Genomic DNA, 17,954 nt, shown 5'->3' on the forward strand with positions numbered 1-17,954 from the left:
CAGCGCGGTCTATTCCACTTTTGTTGGGTTTAAGGTACGCACAGGCCCTGACCCCGCAACTGGAACGCAGCGTCATGACTGAATTGCAGACCCGATACCTAACGTCGCAGCCCACAAATATTGCGACCGCCGCCAGTATTTTGGCGAATGGCGGTTTGGTGGGATTCGCGACCGAAACCGTTTACGGGCTGGGCGCAGATGCGCGAAACAGCACTGCCGTTGCCCGCATTTACGAGGCCAAGGGGCGGCCATCGTTTAACCCCCTAATCGTACATGTGCCCGATCTAGAAGCGGCCCGCCAATATGTTGAATTCAATGATTTGGCGGAACGATTGGCGTCAGCGTTTTGGCCGGGTGCGATGACATTGGTTTTGCCGATCAAACAGGATGCAGGCATTTCGCCGCTGGTCACGGCCGGTTTGGATACGTTGGCCGTGCGCGTGCCTGATGCGCCGATTGCCCAACAGTTGCTGCGCGCATTCGGTGGCCCTGTGGCCGCGCCGTCAGCCAATCCGTCTGGTCAAATCAGCCCGACCACCGCGCAGCACGTGATGAACGGGCTATCTGGCCGGATCGAAGCGGTTCTGGACGCTGGTCCCTGCGGCGTTGGTGTGGAATCCACGATTATCGGCTGTTCGGATGTGCCGCGTTTGTTGCGTGCGGGCGGTATCCCCGTCGAAGCGATCGAAGCCGCATTGGGCCAACCCTTACAGGGCGCGGGCGCAGGCATCACAGCGCCTGGGCAAATGACATCGCATTACGCGCCAAACGGTACAATGCGATTGAACGTGACCGAGCCCGATGCGGATGAAACTGTTTTGGGATTTGGGAATGTGGACTGCGCGATTAACCTATCGCCATCTGGTGATCTGGTTCAGGCCGCCGCGCGTTTGTTTGACTGTCTGCATCAGTTAAACGACATGGGCGCCCAGAAAATTGCGGTCACGCCTGTGCCGATGACGGGGCTGGGCCGTGCGATCAATGATCGTTTGACCCGCGCCGCTGCCCCGCGGGACTGATTAGCCTAGGTTCTTTTGTTCGATGTAACGACGCAGTTCTTCGGCTTCGTGGCGGGCATCACGCAGGCCGTCCATTGCGGCGCGCAGTTCAGCCTCGGTCTGGGATAGCTGGTTGGTGATTTCCGCTTCGCGCTGGTGGACGTAGTTGATGGCCTGATCGCGGGTTTCTTCGGCTTCGTGCAGGGCTTGGGCCATGCGGTCCAATTCGCCAATTTCCGCTTTGGTCACGCGATTGAAACGGTTGACCAGCCAGTTCGCCATCCAGCCCAAACAAAAGGCGGCAAATAGGATAACAGCGGTCGCAAAGATCAATTCGGTTCTGTTCACTTTGATATCCTTTGGTCGTTATTCGGCTGGCGCAGCAGTGTCGGCTTCGGCGTTTGCCTCTTCCGTGGTTTCTGTATTGTCTGGCGCGTCAGCGGCAACCAGATGGAATTCGATACGGCGGTTGGCCTCGCGGCCTGCTTCGGTGTCGTTGTCGGCGATTGGGTTTTCTTCGCCATAGCCAACAGCCGCAAAGCTGGATGTCGGAATGCGGCGGTTCCGCAGGGCGGACAACACAGCCTCTGCCCGTTGTTGGGACAGGTTCTGGTTCATTTCTTCGCTGCCTTGGCTATCTGTGTAACCGGCGATTTCCAATTCAATGTCGACGCATTCGCGCATGACATCAGCGATATCGTCAATGATCGGAATGGAATCCGACGACAACGTCGATTTGCCGGGATCAAACGTGATTTTGCGGTCGCCAGTGACCAGCGCAATTTGGTCCAAACATTCCTGCGGTGTCGGTTGATCCGAAATCGGATCGGGCAGGGCGACAAATTCCACATCTACGTTGAATACTGCATCTGCCCCCAGTTTCTCGACCAAAAGCGATGAAATTTCGGCCTGTGCCTCTTCAACGTTGGTGACGCCTGCGATGATCAGGTTGTTGGGTTCAACGATGACCGATCCGTTCGATAGACGCGATAACGCTTCGACGGCGGCCAAGGCGCGAACTTGCCAGTCTGCAGGCAGGCCGTCGCCCACACGTGTGCCCATCGCGATGTCCGTTCCGGGGAAACGCGCCGAGGCAAAGTTTTCAACCACAGTGTTGGCCAGATCGTTCGGAATACGGCCACGTAGCTGAACCAGACCTTCGGGGCTAAGCGTCGCGGAAAACTGCGGCGGGCCTTCTTCGGTGTCGGTCGGGGCTTCGGGCAATGTTGCGTCTAGCGCGAAAAGTTCGGGCAACGCGTTGTCCAATTCGCCGACCACCTGATCAAAGCGCGCTTGGGTCGTGCCGATGCGGCCCACCAAAGAAATATCCGCGTCTGATATGGTTACAGTCCCGCCGCCCAATTCGGCGACGGCATCAATCGACAGCGCAACCGCGTCACCCCACGTGCGCGATGGAACGCCCAATGCTAATGCGCAGGTCACATCGTCAGTGACGCCTGCGGATCTGGCTGCCGCCATGATTTTTTCGCGGGCCTCTTCGGTGTCGGCGGTGCATGCCTCAAACGCGGGGCCGTTTTCGTCGATGGTAAATCGCGTGATATAGGGCGATACGACCGGACGGGGGGCTGCGATTTCCATCGTGACATCGACGTCGTCGGGCGTGATCGATATCAGCCGTTGTTCAACGCGGCGTTTTTCATCCGCGCTGTCGGTGCTTGCGATGACCGACACTTCGCCCGCCGCAACAGAGATTTTCGACCGCGGCAACATTTCCAACGCGCGCAGTCCGAAATTAATGGCAGGGCGCCAGTCCTCTGGCACGGGATAATCAGCCGATTCCATCAAATCAGACACAGGCAGACCGTTCGCCATATCGGTCATCCGTTTCGTCATGGTTTCACGGTCTGTAGTCGCGGGGATCAGGCCGATCAGAAACACGCCGCTGTCGTTGCGCAAAATTTCCAGCGCAAAGTCAGGCGCATCAATGCTGACCTGATCGATGACGCTGATGTTGTTAATCACGCGACTGGGATCGACGGCCTGACCTGCGACGGTGACGGCACGCAGGCGAACGATTTCGTTCGGGGCGTCGCCTTCTAGGACGATCTGTAGGCCGTCGGCGATAACGCGCGACCAAGACATGTCAGCATCAATCAATGCCTCTTGCACGGCCATCTGGGATTTGTATTCCAGCGTTTTGACCGCAGCTTTGCCCGCTAAAACCGCCACTCCGGCTGCGACGCCAAAGGTGCCTACGCGGATCGCTACTGATGATAGACGCATTGTGTGCTGTCTCTGTCTTCTAAGAAATTTCTCTCTGATTAAGCTGTTAGACCTATTGGCGCAATCAAAGTAGTAGCGCACAGGCGAAAAACAGCACAGGGATTAACCCTGCGTCGCGGTTTGAACGAAACAACCGCAGCAATCCGTCGCCATTTTCGGGGTCAAACCGCGCCATTTGCCACATAAGGTGCCACCCCATCGCCCAAACCCCGCAGAACGCGATGATCAGCGACAGCAAGGATCGGTCAATCGTGGCCAAAATCGCAGCCGATCCCAACAGGATCATCGTCAGCGCCATAAACAGCCGCAGCCATTTGGGCGTGGCGTCGCCAAACAGGCGGGCAGTGGATTTGACGCCGATTAGGGCGTCGTCTTCGGTGTCTTGGTGGGCATAGATGGTGTCATAGAACAACGTCCAAGCGATCCCGCCCAGATACAATAGCACCGCAGGCCACCCTAGCGATCCGGTATGCGCCGTCCACCCGACCAGCGCGCCCCAGTTGAACGCGATGCCCAAAAATACTTGCGGCCACCACGTGAACCGTTTGGCGAACGGGTAAATTGCAACGGGGGCCAATGACAGAACGCCCAAGGCGATCGTCGCCGTATTGAACGTCAGCAAAATGCCCAGTGACACCAGCGATTGTACCGCCATCCAAACGGCGGCCTGTTTCGTGGACACTTGCCCAGACGGAATTGGCCGCGAACGGGTGCGGGCGACCTGCGCGTCGATTTTGCGGTCGGTGATGTCATTCCATGTGCAGCCCGCGCCGCGCATCAAAAACGCGCCCATCGCACAGCCCAACGCGATCCACAGGTCAAACCAACCCGCAGTGCCCGTTTGCAGGCACGCCAATGCCAGCGACCACCAGCATGGCAGCAACAACAGCCACGTCCCAATCGGGCGATCGGCACGCGACAGGCGCAGATAGGGGCGCGTCCAGCGGGGGGCGATAGTATCGACCCAGTTATCTTTCACCGCATCTGCGACTGTGCCCTCTGGCAATTGGTTCTCTGCGCTCATATTGTCCGGCCCATGGCATCCAAAGTTCGACTGTATGTAGATCATCCCCTTACCAAAGGGCAAACCGTCTCTCTGAATAAAGAGCAGGCGCATTATTTATTTGGCGTCATGCGCCTGACCGAAGGCACGGTTTTATCCCTGTTCAATGGCCGCGATGGCGAATGGGACGCGGAAATTGTGTCAGCGGGCAAACGCGCGGGTGAATTGGTCTGCAGGGATCAGACCAAACCGCTGCAATTGCCGCCTGACATCTGGCTGGTATTCGCCCCGATCAAAAAGGATCGCACAGATTTCATCGTGGAAAAGGCGACTGAACTGGGCGCCGCGCGGATTGTGCCGATGCAGACCGAATTCACCAATTCGGGGCGCATCAATCAGGAACGGTTGCAGGCCCACGCGTTAGAGGCGGCAGAGCAATGCGGCGGCACCTACGTGCCCGAGGTCGCCGATCTGGTGAAATTCACCCGTCTGATCGATGACTGGGATCACAGCCGCCAGATCATGTTCTGCGACGAATCCCTTGTTGGCGCGGCCGAGGCGTTGGGCGACGTCAAAGGCGGCCCTTGGGCGATTTTCATCGGACCAGAGGGCGGTTTTTCCGACGCAGAGCGCGCACGGCTGAACGGAATGGATTGTGCCCGCGCGGTGTCATTAGGCCCACGTATTTTGCGGGCGGATACGGCGGCTGTGGCGGCATTGACGGTGTGGCAGCAGCAGCTGGGCGATTGGGAATGACCCGCGCCACGCAGGCCGATCTGCCCGAGGTGATCGACTTTCTAAAACGCGATATCTGTCGGTCGATGTTCGCGCTGTCCAATCTGGATCGGTTCGGTTTGGACGGGGCGGGCAAATACGGCACGTCGTGCTGGATTCGCCGTTCGGGCGGGGACATCACCGATGTTTTGTCGATCACGAACAACGGGATCGTCATGCCGCAATGCCCGACCGATCCGATTATTGCCCCTGTTTTCGGGCGCAAAGTCGCGGGCTTTGTCGGGCCAGCCGAACAATGCCGGCCCGTGATGGACCTGCTGAAAATCGACGGGCCAACCAATGTTGATCGGGATGAACCGCAGTTTGAATTGGCCCGCGATGATCTGATTATGCCTGACGCGGGTGGCGATCTGATCCCGTTCCGCGATGCGCCCCGTGATCTGATGATCCAGTGGCTGACTCAATATTCCCAAGAGGCGATCGGCATGACCGCCCAAGACGCCGCGCAATCCGCTGCGACTGTGGTCGACGGGTTTGCCGCTGACCCCCAGCAATGGGTTCTATCGGTCGACGGTGTGCCTGTGGCGAAAACGGGGTTCAACGCGGAATTTGACGGCGTGGCGCAGGTCGGCGGGGTCTTTACGCCGCCTGAACATCGCGGGCAGGGCTACGCGCGACGCGCAGTGGCGTTGCATCTGGCGCAGGCGTTGGATTATTCGCGCTTTACCCTATTTGCAGCCAGCGAAACCGCCGCGCGGGTCTATAAATCCATCGGGTTCAAACGCATCGGCGATTGGACCTTGTGCCTATATCGGAGCCCTGTTGATGTCTGATTTCCTACGCCCTGATGCAGTCCGCACGTTAAAACGCTGGACCCAAGCGATCATTGGCGTCGCGGTCACCGCGTTTGGTCTGTGGGTGTTCCTGTCCACCTTTGGGTTTGTGAAATGGTTCGGCGCGGGCGTTGCTGCGTTGGGCCTATCCATCATGATCGAAGGTACCCGCCGCGCGCGATTGGCCGCGCGGATGGGATCGGAAATCGGTGTGGGGATGGTGGATATCGATGAACGCCAGATCAGTTGGCTGACCGCCGAATGGGGCGGCGCGGTGTCGATTGATCAGCTGTCCAGCGTCGCCATCCGTATCGATGAAAACGACGATATGTTCTGGCAACTGACGCAAAAAGACGGCGAACGCCTGACTGTCCCCGCCAACGCCACAGGTGCCGAAGAAATCATGGATGCACTGTCTGCGTTGCCGTCACTGAACTATGATGCGGCGGTTTCGGCTATCAATTCCAAAGGCGCGGGTGTTTATGTGCTTTGGCGAACACCTATTCCGCATAACGAAATCCGTGGTCCGCGTCCCTTGACTTGACCCGCTAACAGGTCCACCTCATGTGACTAAGACTTTTTAATTAGATCGAGGCCATTTATGTCCATTCCACAATCCGGCGGAGGCCCGATCGAGCGGCACGAACAACTGGCCGAATATTTGGCGGCTGGCTGCAAACCCGCAGACGATTGGCGCATCGGCACCGAACATGAAAAATTCGGGTATTGCCGCGATACGCTGAACCCGATCCCCTATGAAGGCCCGCGTTCGGTTCTGGCCGTGCTAGAGGGATTGCGCGACCGCTACGGTTGGGCACCCGTGACCGAGGCTGGAAAATTGATCGGTCTGGAAAAAGACGGCGCAAACGTCAGTCTGGAACCGGGTGGACAGCTGGAACTGTCTGGCGCGCCATTGGAAACCATCCACCAAACCTGCGACGAGGTGAACACCCACCTGCGCGAGGTTCGCGAAATCGCAGATGAAATCGGCGTGGGTTTCATCGGTCTGGGCGCCGCACCGATCTGGAGCCACGACCAAATGCCGGTCATGCCAAAGGGCCGTTACGCCCTGATGACCGACTATATGGACCGCGTTGGGACATCCGGTAAATCGATGATGTACCGCACCTGCACCGTGCAGGTGAATTTGGATTTCGGTTCGGAATCCGACATGGTCAAAAAATTCCGTACCGCGCTGGCGTTGCAGCCTGTTGCGACGGCTCTGTTCGCGAATTCTCCGTTCTTTGACGGCAAACCGAATGGTCACAAATCGTGGCGCAGCCGCGTGTGGCGTTATTTGGACGATAGCCGCACAGGCATGTTACCGTTCGTGTTCGAGGACGGCATGGGGTTCGAACGCTATGTCGATTACGCTTTGGATGTGCCGATGTATTTCGTCTACCGCGACGGCAAATACATCAACGCGCTGGGCCAATCGTTCCGCGATTTCCTAAAAGGCGAATTGCCTGCGCTGCCCGGTGAAAAGCCGACTCTGTCCGATTGGGCCGATCACCTGACCACGATCTTCCCCGAAGCGCGGATCAAAAAGTTCATGGAAATGCGCGGCGCGGATGGCGGGCCTTGGCGTCGTTTGTGCGCGCTGCCTGCGTTCTGGGTTGGCCTGATGTATGATGGGTCCGCACTGGATGCCGCGTGGGATCTGGCCAAAGATTGGGATGCAGAAACCCGCGAAGGTCTGCGCGTTGCCGCATCTGTTGATGGTCTGGCAGGCGAATTTGGCGGTGTGAAACTGATGGATATCGCACGCGAAGCCGTGTCGATCGCGGATGGCGGCCTAAAGGCACGCGGCAAAGCGGGCGCAGGCGGCATGGTCCCAGATGAAACCCATTTCCTGAACGCGCTGAAAGACAGCATTGAAACGGGGCAGACGCCCGCGGATGAATTGCTGGAACGCTATAACGGCGACTGGGGCGGTGATCTGACCCGCATCTACGGCGAATTCAGCTACTAATAAAAAAGGCGCCCTTTGCGGCGCCTTTTGTTATTTTTTGCCAATCTTGCTTTCTGTGCCAGCCCGTAGGCGGCTGATATTTTCGGCGTGGCGCCAGTAGATCAGCGCAGCCAGAATGATGCAGAAACCGAACAATTGGCCGTATCCCAGAAACACCGCGTAAACAGGCGACATGCCCGCAGCCAGCAGCGCAGACAGCGACGAATAGCGGCTGACGACCGCAGTGATCAGCCATGTTGCGCAGACGGCCAGACCGACGGGCCACGCGATTGCCAACATGATCCCGATGAATGTCGCAACGCCTTTGCCGCCTTTGAATTTCAGCCAGACGGGGAAACAGTGGCCGATGAACGCGAACAGGCCTGCGATGATCGCGGCGTCTGGCCCTGCGATGGCGCGGGCGATCAGCACGGCAACCGCGCCTTTGCCGCCATCCAGCAGCAGCGTCGCGGCGGCGGCTTTTTTATTGCCGGTGCGCAAAACGTTGGTCGCGCCGATATTGCCCGACCCGATTTTGCGCAGGTCGCCCAAATTCAGAACGCGCGCCAGCAAAATCCCGAACGGGATCGACCCCAATAGGTATCCGATGCTGGCCCATGCGACGGCGGTGGTGATGTCGGTTGCAAAAATGGTCATTGCGGCCTCCCTTAGACGCGGCGCCCAGCGACCCACGTTCCGGCAACGGTGCCTTGCATCCGTGCGCCATCAAAGGGGGTGTTTTTCGATTTCGATTTCAGTTTGAAACGGTCCAGAACGAACGGCGCATCCGGATCGAACAGCACCAGATCAGCAGGAGCGCCAACCGCAATGGTGCCGCCGTCGATGCCGAAACGTTGTGCTGGATTGTACGACATTGCGCGGAACAGCTGTGGCAGCGTCATTTGGCCCGAATGGTACAAACGCAGCGATGCAGGCAGCAGAGTTTCCAGACCAACAGCGCCGCTTGCGGCCTGTTCGAATGGCAGACGTTTGGATTCTTCGTCCTGCGGGGTGTGCATTGTACAGATGATGTCGATCAGGCCGCTGGCCACCGCGTCGATTACCGCGTTGCGGTCGTCTTCGCTCCGTAGGGGCGGTTTCACCTTAAAGAACGTGCGGTAATCCGCGACGTCAAATTCGTTCAGGGTCAGGTGGTGGATGCCGACGCCAGCGGTGATGTCCAGACCGTTGTTTTTGGCCCGTTCCAGCGCAGGCAACGCGCGGGCGGTTGTCACCTGATCCACGTGGTATTTCGCGCCGGTCATTTCCAGCAGCGCAATATCGCGGTCCAGTCCCATCCGTTCGGCCATCGGGCTGACGCCCGGCAAACCGCGCAAGGACGCAAATTTGCCTGATGTGACAGCCGCGCCCGCCGACAAGGTTGGTTCCTGAATGTGGCCCACGACCAGCGCGTTCAGGCTGCGGGCGTAGGTCAGGGTGCGCGACATGATTTTGGTGTTTTCAATGACGCTGGACCCGTCCGAAAACGCAATCGCGCCTGCGTCCAGCAGGAACCCGATTTCGGTCATTTCACCGCCTTTGCGGCCCTTGGTCAGGGCGGCCATGTGGCGGACGTTCACAACGCTGTCTTCGGCGGCGCGGCGCGCGACGAATTCCAGTGTTTCTGGGGAATCGATGGTTGTGTCGGTGTCGGCGCGGGTCACGATGGTGGTCACGCCGCCCGCTGCCGCCGCGCGGCCCGCCGAGGCGTAGGATTCTTTGTGACGTTCGCCAGGTTCGCCCACCTTTACGCCGACGTCGATAATGCCAGGGGCCAGACACAGGCCGCCGCAGTCGATCACCTCGGTCGCGGTGGGCAGGTCGCCGCCTGTGTGAACGCCTGTGATTTTGCCGTCTGTGACAGCGATTGCGCCTGTGGTTTCGGTCAGTTCAGCCGGATCAATCAGCCGCGCGTTTTGGAACAGAATATCGGTCATTGCCGTCCTATATCGTTTGCGCGGGATCAGCCCGCGACCATCACCATTACGACGACCAATAGGGCCATCACGATCAGAGCCGCCATGGCGACCATGCCGCTCATTCGGGCGTCGGATTTGGGTTTTTTGTCTGCCATCAGACCGTCACCACCTGACCAGCCGCGCGGCGTTCGCGCAGGTTGCGGGCCAGTAGGTCCATCGCGGCCATGCGCACCGCAACGCCCATTTCGACCTGAGTCTGAATGACCGAACGGTTGATGTCGTCCGCGATCGATCCGTCGATTTCCACGCCGCGGTTCATCGGGCCGGGGTGCATGACGATGGCGTTGTCTTTGGCATAGGACAGTTTTTCTGCGTCCAGACCATAGCGGTGGAAATATTCGCGTTCGGACGGGATGAAACCGCCGTCCATGCGTTCCTTTTGCAGACGTAGCATCATGACGACATCCACGTCTTTCAGGCCTTCGCGCATGTCGTCGTATACCTCGACGCCCAGTTCGGAAACATCGGACGGCATCAGGGTTGGCGGCGCGATCAGGCGCACGCGGTTTTCCATTTTGCCCAGCAGCATGATGTTTGACCGTGCAACGCGGCTGTGGGCGATGTCGCCGCAGATCGCGATGGACAGGCGGTGCAAACGGCCCTTGGCGCGGCGAATGGTCAGGGCATCCAGCAACGCTTGGGTCGGGTGTTCGTGGCGGCCGTCACCTGCGTTCAGGACGGCGCAGTTCACCTTTTGCGACAGCAGGCTGACTGCGCCTGCGGACCCGTGGCGCACCACTAGGATGTCAGGGTGCATCGCGTTCAGGGTCAGCGCGGTGTCGATCAGGGTTTCCCCTTTTTTCACCGAAGACGTCGCCATCGACATGTTCATCACATCCGCGCCCAGACGTTTGCCAGCCAATTCAAAGCTGGACTGCGTCCGCGTAGAGTTTTCAAAGAACATGTTCACTTGGGTCAGGCCCGCCAGCACATCCTTGGACTGGATGCCTTTGCGGTTTTGTTCGGCGTAATGGTCTGCCAAATCCAACAACGTTGTGATTTCGGTCGGATGCAGGTGTTCGATCCCCAAAAGATGGGCAGCGTTAAAGGTCATTAGATGCTCCGGTCTGGCTGCGCCCTTATAGTCAGACGTTGGGCGGCGCGGCAAGGCAGAGTCGATTGCCTCTGCACATCTGCGCGCAATCGGGCTAACATTGCGGTTATGGATTCTGCTGTGGATTATTGGACGGCGCGGGCCCTGCTGGAATGGCAGGTGGAAATGGGCGCGGACGAGGCGATTTTAGACACGCCCGTCGACCGCTATGTTATTCCCGAACCTGTGGCGCCTGCGCCCGCCGCCGCGAATATTCAACAGCCCCCCGTCGTTCCCGTAAAACCTGATATCGACCCCGTGGCCGAGGCGAAAACCGCCGCAGGTGGTGCCGGCACGATCGAGGCCCTGCGCATCGCGATGGAATCGTTTGATCATTGCGAATTGAAAAAAGGCGCGCGGTCGTTTGTGTTTGCCGATGGCAGCCCAGAGGCGCGTTTAATGATCGTGTCAGAGGCCCCCAACCGTGATGAGGACCAGCAGGGCAAACCGATGGTTGGCCAAATCGGCGCGCTATTCGACAAAATGTTCGGTGCCATCGGGCTGGATCGGGCAGGGCTATATGTCGTGCCCGCGATCCCGTGGCGTCCGCCTGCCAACCGCGCACCGTCGAAACGTGATTTGGACATCATGGGCCCGTTTTTGCAGCGCCACATCGAATTGGTGCAGCCTGATGTGATCGTTCTGATGGGCAACTGCGCCTGTCAGGCATTGATCGGGCAGGGTGGTATCAACCGCGCGCGCGGCAATTGGACAACCGTTCTGGGCCGTGATGCTGTGCCGATGTTTGATCCGGATTCTTTGATGACGCGCCCTGTTGCGAAACGCGATGCTTGGGCCGATCTTTTGTCGATCAAATCCAAATTGGCTATCTGATGTCCCGCGAATTTATTCCCGTCCGCATTGCCGTTTTGACCGTCAGCGACACGCGCGGCTTGGCTGATGATAAATCAGGGGACACGCTGGTTCAGCGGATCACCGATGCGGGGCATTCTGTAGCCGACCGCAAAATCTTGCGTGATGACCGTGCGGCGATTGCGTCGCTGCTGCGGGCGTGGTGCGCGAACCCTGATATCGACGTGATTATTTCCACGGGCGGCACAGGCCTGACAGGCCGCGATGTATCAGTCGAGGCGCACCGCGATGTCTATGAAAAAGAAATCGACGCCTTTTCCACCGTGTTCACCATCGTTTCCATGCAGAAAATCGGTACCAGCGCCGTGCAAAGCCGCGCAACAGCGGGCGTATCAAACGGCACTTATCTGTTCGCGCTACCCGGTAGCACGGGCGCCTGCAAAGATGCGTGGGATGAAATTTTGGTCAAACAGCTGGATTATCGGCACATGCCTTGTAACTTTGTCGAAATTTTTCCGCGGTTGGACGAACATAAACGACGGAAATAATAAAACCGCGCGTTACATATCCCATTAGGCGCAGTTTGCGCTGGTTTTAAAACCTTTTCACAGGGGCATACCCATGGGATTTTTACGGCGCAGTCTGATTGGCGTGTTTTTGTTCGGGGCGACATTTGCCTTTCTTGCGATTGCGGGGGCAATCGTTTGGAACGCGGTACAGGTCCGTATGTCCGACACGCCCCAACAGTTTGGATCGCGCGAACGTATCGCGTCGGTCAATCTGGTCGCGGTCGAAGCGGCAACAATCCAACCCGAAATGACAGTGTTTGGCGATATTCGTAGTTTGCGGACGCTGACGCTGCGCAGCCCCGTCGCAGGTAGCGTGATAGCCGCTGCGGATAATTTCGTCGAAGGCGGCAGCGTGAAAACCGGCGATCTGTTGGTCACCATCGACCCGACAGAGGCTGAAACCGCACTGGCGTTGGCGCGCGCTGATCTGACAGATGCCGAAGCCGAATTGAAAGACGCTGAAACCGCGTTGATCATCGCCCAAGACAGTTTAGAAGCCGCCCGCGCCCAAGCCGATTTGCGCGAAACGGCACTGGTCCGCGCCCAAGAATTGCGGGATCGCGGCACGGGCACGACCGCAGATTTGGAAACCGCACAATTGGCCGTTGCCTCTGCCAACAGTTCGGTCCTGAGCCAGCGTCAATCCGTGGCCCAAGCTGAAACACGGGTGGCCCAAGCGGGCACCGATCTGGAACGTGTTCGTCTGTCGGTCGCCGATGCAGAACGGACTTTGGCCGATACGCAAATCTATGCGACGTTTGACGGCACGCTATCCAGCGTCGCCGTTTTGCAAGGCGGACGCGTAACGGCGAACGAAACCTTGGCCGAATTGATTGATCCATCCGCGTTAGAGGTCGCGTTCCGCGTATCGACCGCGCAATACACGCGTTTGATTGATGAAAATGGAACTCTTATGGATCTACCGCTGCGCGTGACGCTGGATATTTCGGGCGTCACGTTAGAGGCATCGGGCCGTTTGACACGCGAAAGCGCAACCGTTGCTGATGGCCAGACAGGCCGTTTGTTATACGCGTCGTTGGATGCCGCCCCCGGTTTGCGTCCGGGTGATTTTGTGACCGTCCGCGTGATTGAACCGCCGCTAGATAATGTGGCGATTGTGCCGTCGACCGCTGTGGCCGCTGACAATACGGTTTTGAAATACGGTGAAAATAGCCGTTTGGAATTGGTCAGTGTCGAACTGCTGCGCCGTCAGGGTGATAACGTCATTATCAGCGCGGAAAATATCGATGGGGCCTCCATCGTCGCTGAACGGTCGCCTTTGTTGGGCGCAGGGATTCAGGTCAACCCGTTGACCGATGACCCCGCCCCTGAAACCGCAGCAGAACCTGAAATGATCCAATTGGACGACGCGCGCAGAGCTGAATTGGTGGATCTGGTCAACGCAAGCCCGATGCCTGATGACGTCAAAACGCGCATTTTGACCCAATTGGAACAACCCGAAGTACCTGCAGACGTGATCAGCCGTCTGGAAAATCGGATCGGGGGATAAACCATGGCGATGATGGATAACGGGGCAGGCGGTATCCTGTCATATTTCACCCGCCACCGCACCGCTGCCAATCTGTTGATGGTCCTGATGGTTGTTGCGGGGCTGGTTTCGATCCCGAAAATGCGGGCTCAGTTTTTCCCGGACGTTGTGTCAGAAACGGTGCGCGTTTCGGTGGCTTGGGACGGGGCGGGCGCCGAAGATGTGGATCGCGGCATCGTTCAGATTTTGGAGCCTGCGCTGTTGGCCGTTGATGGCGTCACGGCCAGCACCAGCCGTTCGACCGAAGGGTCCGCCACCATCGCGCTGGAATTTGAAACAAACTATGATCTTGCGACTGCGCTAACCGATGTCGAAGACGCGATTGATAGCGTGTCCACATTGCCTGACGATGCAGATGATCCTGTTATTCGCAGCGGCGGTTGGTCCGATGACGTGACCGATGTGGTGATCACCGGTCCTGTCGGCGTGGATCAATTGTCCCGTTTCGCGGATGAAATGGTCGCGCGTTTGTTTGCTGAAGGTGTCACATCGACCACGATCCAAGGGGTGGTTGCGCCACAGACCTTGATCGAAGTGACGTCTTTGTCGTTGATCCAGCACGACATCACCATCAGCGAAATCGCATCCGCCATTGCAGCCGAAGTGAACGCCGATCCCGTTGGCGATCTGGACGGCGCATCACGTATTCGCGCGGGCACGGAAAAACGATCCGCCGAAGAATTGTCGGCAATCGTTTTGCGCACGGACGACGACAATTCCGAATTGACCGTCGGCGATGTGGCGACGCTCACCGTCGAAGGCCCAGATCGTGAACGCGCCTATTACCATGACGGCAATCCTGCGGTTCTCATCGCCGTGACACGTTCTGCATCTGGGGACGCGATCGGATTGCAGCGGTCCGTCGAACAAGTCGCCGACGAAATGCGCGCAACACTGCCGTCAGATGTCAGCGTGGATTTGATCAACACGCGGGCCGAAATGATCACGGGCCGTCTGAATATCCTAATGGAAAACGGGGCGCAGGGTCTGTTTTTGGTTATGGTTCTGCTGTTTTTGTTCCTAAGCGCGCGCACGGCATTGTGGGTCGCGATGGGGATACCTGTGTCGATGTTGGCCGCTGTGGCGCTGATGTATTCGGCGGGGATCACGATCAACATGATTTCTTTGTTTGCGCTGATCATCACGTTGGGGATCGTGGTGGACGATGCCATTGTTGTGGCCGAACACGCCGATTTCAGATCGCGCCGCTATGGCGAAGACGGCCCTACGGCTGCGGAAACCGCAGCGCGGCGTATGTTCAGCCCTGTGTTTTCGGCAACCATCACGACGAATATCGCGTTTTTCGGTCTGATTATGATCGGTGGGCGGTTCGGTGAATTGATCGCCGATATCCCGTTTACGGTGATTGTGGTGCTGACGGCGTCTTTGGTCGAATGTTTTATCGTTTTGCCGCACCACATGTCGCATTCGGTCGGGGCGCATCTGAAAAACCGTTGGTATGATCTGCCGTCAACCTATGTGAACCGCGGCTTTGACTGGTTCCGTCGCACGGCGTTCCGCCCGTTCATGGCGTGGGTCGTCCGCGCGCGCTATGTCGTGATCGCAGCGGCGCTGGCGCTGTTATCGACCCAAGCCGCCCTGTTTATCAAAGGCGATGTGCAATGGCGTTTCTTCTCTGCGCCTGAACAAGGGCAGGTGTCGGGTAATATCGCCATGCTGGCATCCGCCACCCGCGAAGACACCGAAGAGATGTTGGAACAGCTATCAATCGCAACCATGGCCGTTGCTCAGCAGTTCGAAGATGAAACAGGCGTGAACCCTGTCGATTACATCCTGACCGAAATCGGCGGCAATTCGGGGCGGGGCCTGCAAGGATCGGATACAAAAGAAAGCTATCAGTTGGGCGCGATTACGATCGAATTGGTGGATGCCGATTTGCGCCCCACCACGTCGAACGAATTTGTAACGGCCGTTCAGCAAGCCGTGGTTGCGACGCCCATGACGGAAACTGTGTCGTTCCGCAGTTGGGGATCGGGGCCGGGTGGTAACAGTTTGGAAATCCAACTGTCGGGGGCCGATGCGGATACGCTGAAAGAGGCATCGCTAGCGCTTCAAACCGAATTGGGCCGCTTTGGCGAAATTTCGGGGCTAGAGGATTCGCTGGCCTACGACAAAGAAGAATTGGTTCTGGAACTAACGCCCCAAGGTCAGGCGTTGGGGTTCGATATCGAAACTCTGGGCGCTGAATTGCGCCGCCGTTTGGCAGGGGTCGAGGCCGCGACATATCCAGATGGTACCCGCAGTGCGTCGATCCGCGTTGAAATTCCCGAAGGCGAAATCACCGCCGATTTTCTGGATCGCGTTCTGATGCGATCTGATGCGGGTGAATACTTGCCACTGGCGGATATTGTGACGGTGTCGCGTGAAACAGGGTTCAGCACCGTGCGGCGCGAAAACGGGATCATGCTGATTTCCGTGACGGGGGATTTGGACGATGATGACGCCGACCGCGCCACCGAAATTCAACAATCCATCGACGCAGAAATCCTGCCCACAATCGAAAGCCGCTATGGCGTGTCGGCGACTTTGGGCGGGCTAAGCGAACAGGAACAGGAATTCCTGTCCGACGCGCAGACCGGTTTGGTCTTTATCCTGACGGGCATCTATCTGACGCTTTCGTGGATTTTCGGCAGCTGGACGCGGCCTTTGGTCGTTATGTCGATCATCCCGTTTTCGCTGGTGGGGACGATCTACGGACACAATGCATGGGGCATCCCGATGAGCATGTTCACCGTCGTGGGGCTGTTGGGCATGGTCGGTATCGTCATTAACGATTCCATCGTTTTGGTGACGACCGTAGATGAATACGCCCAAGATCGCGGGCTGATCCCTGCAATCATCGACGGTGTGTCGGATCGTTTGCGCGCTGTTATGCTGACCACGGCGACAACGGTTCTGGGGCTGCTACCACTGCTGTACGAAGGGTCAAGCCAGGCCGAATTCCTAAAACCCACTGTGATTACGTTGGTCTACGGCCTGTCGTTCGGGATGGTTATGGTTTTGCTGATCGTGCCATCGTTCATGGCGATCCAAGCGGACATCGCCAGCTTTACCACCTCTGCGCGGCGCGGCCTGCGGTCCAAATCGCGCGCGATCCAATTGCCGACCCTATTGGGGGCGGTGTTGGTTGCTGTGTTGTTGGCGATGATTGTGCTGCCCGTTGCGTTTGTCGGTGCGCCGTTGTTGCCAGTTTTGCCTGCGACTATCGGGGCCGCAGTCGGTCTGTTTGTGGTGCTGTTGGGGATCGGGCTGGCTGTGATTTACAGCATAGCGATTATGATGATGCGGCGCGCGGTTTAACCCGCGCAGCCGCGAATATCGACCGCACGTTGATCGCCCAGCACAGTCAGGCGAATGGCCGAACGATCCAGCGCAAAACCCGCGACCATCGGGACGATGTCCACCTTGGCTGACAAGGTGTTGCCGTTTCGGGTTGTGTCACTTTCGGAAACCCAGGCTTGTGGTGCTTCGACGATGATCCATTCGTTCGCGCCTAAAGACGGCAGATCGATATGCGCGGTCATTTCGATGGTGTCGCCTTTGATTTCAAAATCGCAATGCACATCGGTGACCTCCGCGCGGTCGGCTGTCATCGGTTGGTCGATCAACGCGCCTGCAATCATGGGATTGGGTCCGCCCGATGGCAGAACGAGCGAATCGAAATCCAGCGCGACAGGCACGCAAATATTGTCGCAGACCCCGATATCAACGCGGCCTTTGATCCGTAGGGGGCCATCGTCCAGTGATTGGAATTCAACAGGGATCACGACCGAATCGTGATAGCCGATGGTGCGCATGCCGTTGGTGTCGAATACCTCTGGTGTGGGCCAATGAAACGATGCAGAGGCAATGTTTTCCGACCCGATCCATTGAAATAATGGGGGAATGCCAGCGTCACCCGGCGCACGCCAATATGTTTTCCAACCATCGGCCAGCGTGATTTTAATGCCTGCCATATAGGTGCCTTGGGGCGTTTCCCACCCCGGAACAATTTCCAAATCGGCAACGTCCATTGGGGCTTCGGCCCATGCGGGGGCGGAAACGGATAGGGCACAGATGGCAAGGGCAAGCAGCTTCATGATCGGTAATCTAGGCATAGTCGGTGTAATGGGAAGTCACGTTCCAGCGATGTGTTTGTTGCAAAGGGGTTGAACGTGGCGCCATTG

Annotated in this window: 16 protein-coding genes; 9 read left to right on the plus strand and 7 right to left on the minus strand. The window is 58.0% G+C overall.

From position 1 onward, the window contains the following. The first annotated feature begins 74 nt into the window (after positions 1–74). Positions 75–1,019, plus strand: coding sequence for an L-threonylcarbamoyladenylate synthase (locus tag ACXAGA_RS08115; protein WP_475116985.1), 945 nt, complete (start codon positions 75–77; stop codon positions 1,017–1,019). On the opposite strand, the gene ACXAGA_RS08120 is transcribed toward ACXAGA_RS08115, so the two are convergent. The 3 genes from ACXAGA_RS08120 to ubiA all read right to left on the minus strand — a co-directional run bounded on the left by ACXAGA_RS08120 (position 1,020) and on the right by ubiA (position 4,266). Continuing rightward, positions 1,020–1,346 carry a hypothetical protein gene (locus ACXAGA_RS08120; protein WP_086449726.1) on the minus strand — a complete coding sequence of 109 codons (327 nt, stop codon included), beginning with the start codon at positions 1,344–1,346 and terminating at the stop codon, positions 1,020–1,022. It lies immediately after the preceding gene. A gap of 18 nt (positions 1,347–1,364) precedes the next feature. Next, complete coding sequence (locus ACXAGA_RS08125) at positions 1,365–3,242, minus strand: OmpA family protein (protein WP_475116986.1); 1,878 nt, start codon at positions 3,240–3,242, stop codon at positions 1,365–1,367. A 64-nt stretch (positions 3,243–3,306) separates the two neighbouring features. Further along, entirely contained in the window at positions 3,307–4,266 is a 960-nt protein-coding gene (gene ubiA, locus ACXAGA_RS08130; RefSeq protein WP_475116987.1) for a 4-hydroxybenzoate octaprenyltransferase, read from the minus strand. 12 nt (positions 4,267–4,278) lie between these two features. Between ubiA and ACXAGA_RS08135 the strand changes: the two genes are divergently transcribed. The 4 genes from ACXAGA_RS08135 to ACXAGA_RS08150 are packed head-to-tail and all read left to right on the plus strand — an operon-like array spanning position 4,279 to position 7,785. Next, on the plus strand, positions 4,279–5,001 hold the full coding sequence (locus ACXAGA_RS08135) for a 16S rRNA (uracil(1498)-N(3))-methyltransferase (protein WP_475116988.1): 723 nt from the start codon (positions 4,279–4,281) through the stop codon (positions 4,999–5,001). After that, complete coding sequence (locus ACXAGA_RS08140) at positions 4,998–5,813, plus strand: GNAT family N-acetyltransferase (RefSeq protein ID WP_475116989.1); 816 nt, start codon at positions 4,998–5,000, stop codon at positions 5,811–5,813. Before ACXAGA_RS08135 ends, ACXAGA_RS08140 begins: the two co-directional genes overlap by 4 nt. Then, the gene (locus ACXAGA_RS08145; protein ID WP_475116990.1) at positions 5,806–6,357 is read left to right on the plus strand and encodes a hypothetical protein; all 552 of its coding nucleotides are present in this window, start codon (positions 5,806–5,808) and stop codon (positions 6,355–6,357) included. Before ACXAGA_RS08140 ends, ACXAGA_RS08145 begins: the two co-directional genes overlap by 8 nt. A gap of 57 nt (positions 6,358–6,414) precedes the next feature. Next, on the plus strand, positions 6,415–7,785 hold the full coding sequence (locus ACXAGA_RS08150; protein ID WP_475116991.1) for a glutamate--cysteine ligase: 1,371 nt from the start codon (positions 6,415–6,417) through the stop codon (positions 7,783–7,785). 30 nt (positions 7,786–7,815) lie between these two features. On the opposite strand, the gene plsY is transcribed toward ACXAGA_RS08150, so the two are convergent. The 3 genes from plsY to ACXAGA_RS08165 all read right to left on the minus strand — a co-directional run bounded on the left by plsY (position 7,816) and on the right by ACXAGA_RS08165 (position 10,797). Beyond that, complete coding sequence (plsY, locus tag ACXAGA_RS08155; protein ID WP_475116992.1) at positions 7,816–8,421, minus strand: glycerol-3-phosphate 1-O-acyltransferase PlsY; 606 nt, start codon at positions 8,419–8,421, stop codon at positions 7,816–7,818. Positions 8,422–8,432: 11 nt separating this feature from the next. Further along, positions 8,433–9,701, minus strand: a complete 1,269-nt coding sequence (gene pyrC, locus ACXAGA_RS08160; RefSeq protein WP_475116993.1) for a dihydroorotase — start codon at positions 9,699–9,701, stop codon at positions 8,433–8,435. A 136-nt stretch (positions 9,702–9,837) separates the two neighbouring features. Continuing rightward, positions 9,838–10,797, minus strand: a complete 960-nt coding sequence (locus ACXAGA_RS08165; RefSeq protein ID WP_475116994.1) for an aspartate carbamoyltransferase catalytic subunit — start codon at positions 10,795–10,797, stop codon at positions 9,838–9,840. Between the two features lie 120 nt (positions 10,798–10,917). Between ACXAGA_RS08165 and ACXAGA_RS08170 the strand changes: the two genes are divergently transcribed. The 4 genes from ACXAGA_RS08170 to ACXAGA_RS08185 all read left to right on the plus strand — a co-directional run bounded on the left by ACXAGA_RS08170 (position 10,918) and on the right by ACXAGA_RS08185 (position 17,088). After that, entirely contained in the window at positions 10,918–11,670 is a 753-nt protein-coding gene (locus ACXAGA_RS08170) for a uracil-DNA glycosylase (RefSeq protein ID WP_475116995.1), read from the plus strand. Next, entirely contained in the window at positions 11,670–12,197 is a 528-nt protein-coding gene (gene moaB / locus ACXAGA_RS08175; protein ID WP_475116996.1) for a molybdenum cofactor biosynthesis protein B, read from the plus strand. The genes ACXAGA_RS08170 and moaB overlap by 1 nt, the downstream gene beginning before the upstream one ends. Positions 12,198–12,270: 73 nt before the next feature. Then, positions 12,271–13,728 (plus strand): efflux RND transporter periplasmic adaptor subunit, encoded by a 1,458-nt coding sequence (locus tag ACXAGA_RS08180; RefSeq protein ID WP_475116997.1) that lies wholly within the window; start codon positions 12,271–12,273, stop codon positions 13,726–13,728. A 3-nt stretch (positions 13,729–13,731) separates the two neighbouring features. Continuing rightward, positions 13,732–17,088 (plus strand): efflux RND transporter permease subunit, encoded by a 3,357-nt coding sequence (locus ACXAGA_RS08185; RefSeq protein WP_475116998.1) that lies wholly within the window; start codon positions 13,732–13,734, stop codon positions 17,086–17,088. Here ACXAGA_RS08185 and ACXAGA_RS08190 read toward each other — a convergent pair. Next, a complete protein-coding gene (locus ACXAGA_RS08190; protein ID WP_475116999.1) occupies positions 17,085–17,867 on the minus strand; it encodes a protein-disulfide reductase DsbD domain-containing protein in 783 nt (260 codons plus the stop codon). The genes ACXAGA_RS08185 and ACXAGA_RS08190 overlap by 4 nt on opposite strands. Between the last annotated feature and the right edge of the window lie 87 nt (positions 17,868–17,954).

Source organism: Marivivens sp. ABH4_498 (genome assembly GCF_056160585.1).

Bases quoted from the DNA above. Each gene is read 5' to 3' on its own strand.
- ACXAGA_RS08115 (WP_475116985.1), top strand. From the start codon at position 75: ATGACTGAATTGCAGACCCGATACCTAACGTCGCAGCCCACAAATATT.
- ACXAGA_RS08125 (WP_475116986.1), bottom strand. From the start codon at position 3,242: ATGCGTCTATCATCAGTAGCGATCCGCGTAGGCACCTTTGGCGTCGCA.
- ubiA (WP_475116987.1), bottom strand. From the start codon at position 4,266: ATGAGCGCAGAGAACCAATTGCCAGAGGGCACAGTCGCAGATGCGGTG.
- ACXAGA_RS08135 (WP_475116988.1), top strand. From the start codon at position 4,279: ATGGCATCCAAAGTTCGACTGTATGTAGATCATCCCCTTACCAAAGGG.
- ACXAGA_RS08140 (WP_475116989.1), top strand. From the start codon at position 4,998: ATGACCCGCGCCACGCAGGCCGATCTGCCCGAGGTGATCGACTTTCTA.
- ACXAGA_RS08145 (WP_475116990.1), top strand. From the start codon at position 5,806: ATGTCTGATTTCCTACGCCCTGATGCAGTCCGCACGTTAAAACGCTGG.
- ACXAGA_RS08150 (WP_475116991.1), top strand. From the start codon at position 6,415: ATGTCCATTCCACAATCCGGCGGAGGCCCGATCGAGCGGCACGAACAA.
- plsY (WP_475116992.1), bottom strand. From the start codon at position 8,421: ATGACCATTTTTGCAACCGACATCACCACCGCCGTCGCATGGGCCAGC.
- pyrC (WP_475116993.1), bottom strand. From the start codon at position 9,701: ATGACCGATATTCTGTTCCAAAACGCGCGGCTGATTGATCCGGCTGAA.
- ACXAGA_RS08165 (WP_475116994.1), bottom strand. From the start codon at position 10,797: ATGACCTTTAACGCTGCCCATCTTTTGGGGATCGAACACCTGCATCCG.
- moaB (WP_475116996.1), top strand. From the start codon at position 11,670: ATGTCCCGCGAATTTATTCCCGTCCGCATTGCCGTTTTGACCGTCAGC.
- ACXAGA_RS08180 (WP_475116997.1), top strand. From the start codon at position 12,271: ATGGGATTTTTACGGCGCAGTCTGATTGGCGTGTTTTTGTTCGGGGCG.
- ACXAGA_RS08185 (WP_475116998.1), top strand. From the start codon at position 13,732: ATGGCGATGATGGATAACGGGGCAGGCGGTATCCTGTCATATTTCACC.
- ACXAGA_RS08190 (WP_475116999.1), bottom strand. From the start codon at position 17,867: ATGAAGCTGCTTGCCCTTGCCATCTGTGCCCTATCCGTTTCCGCCCCC.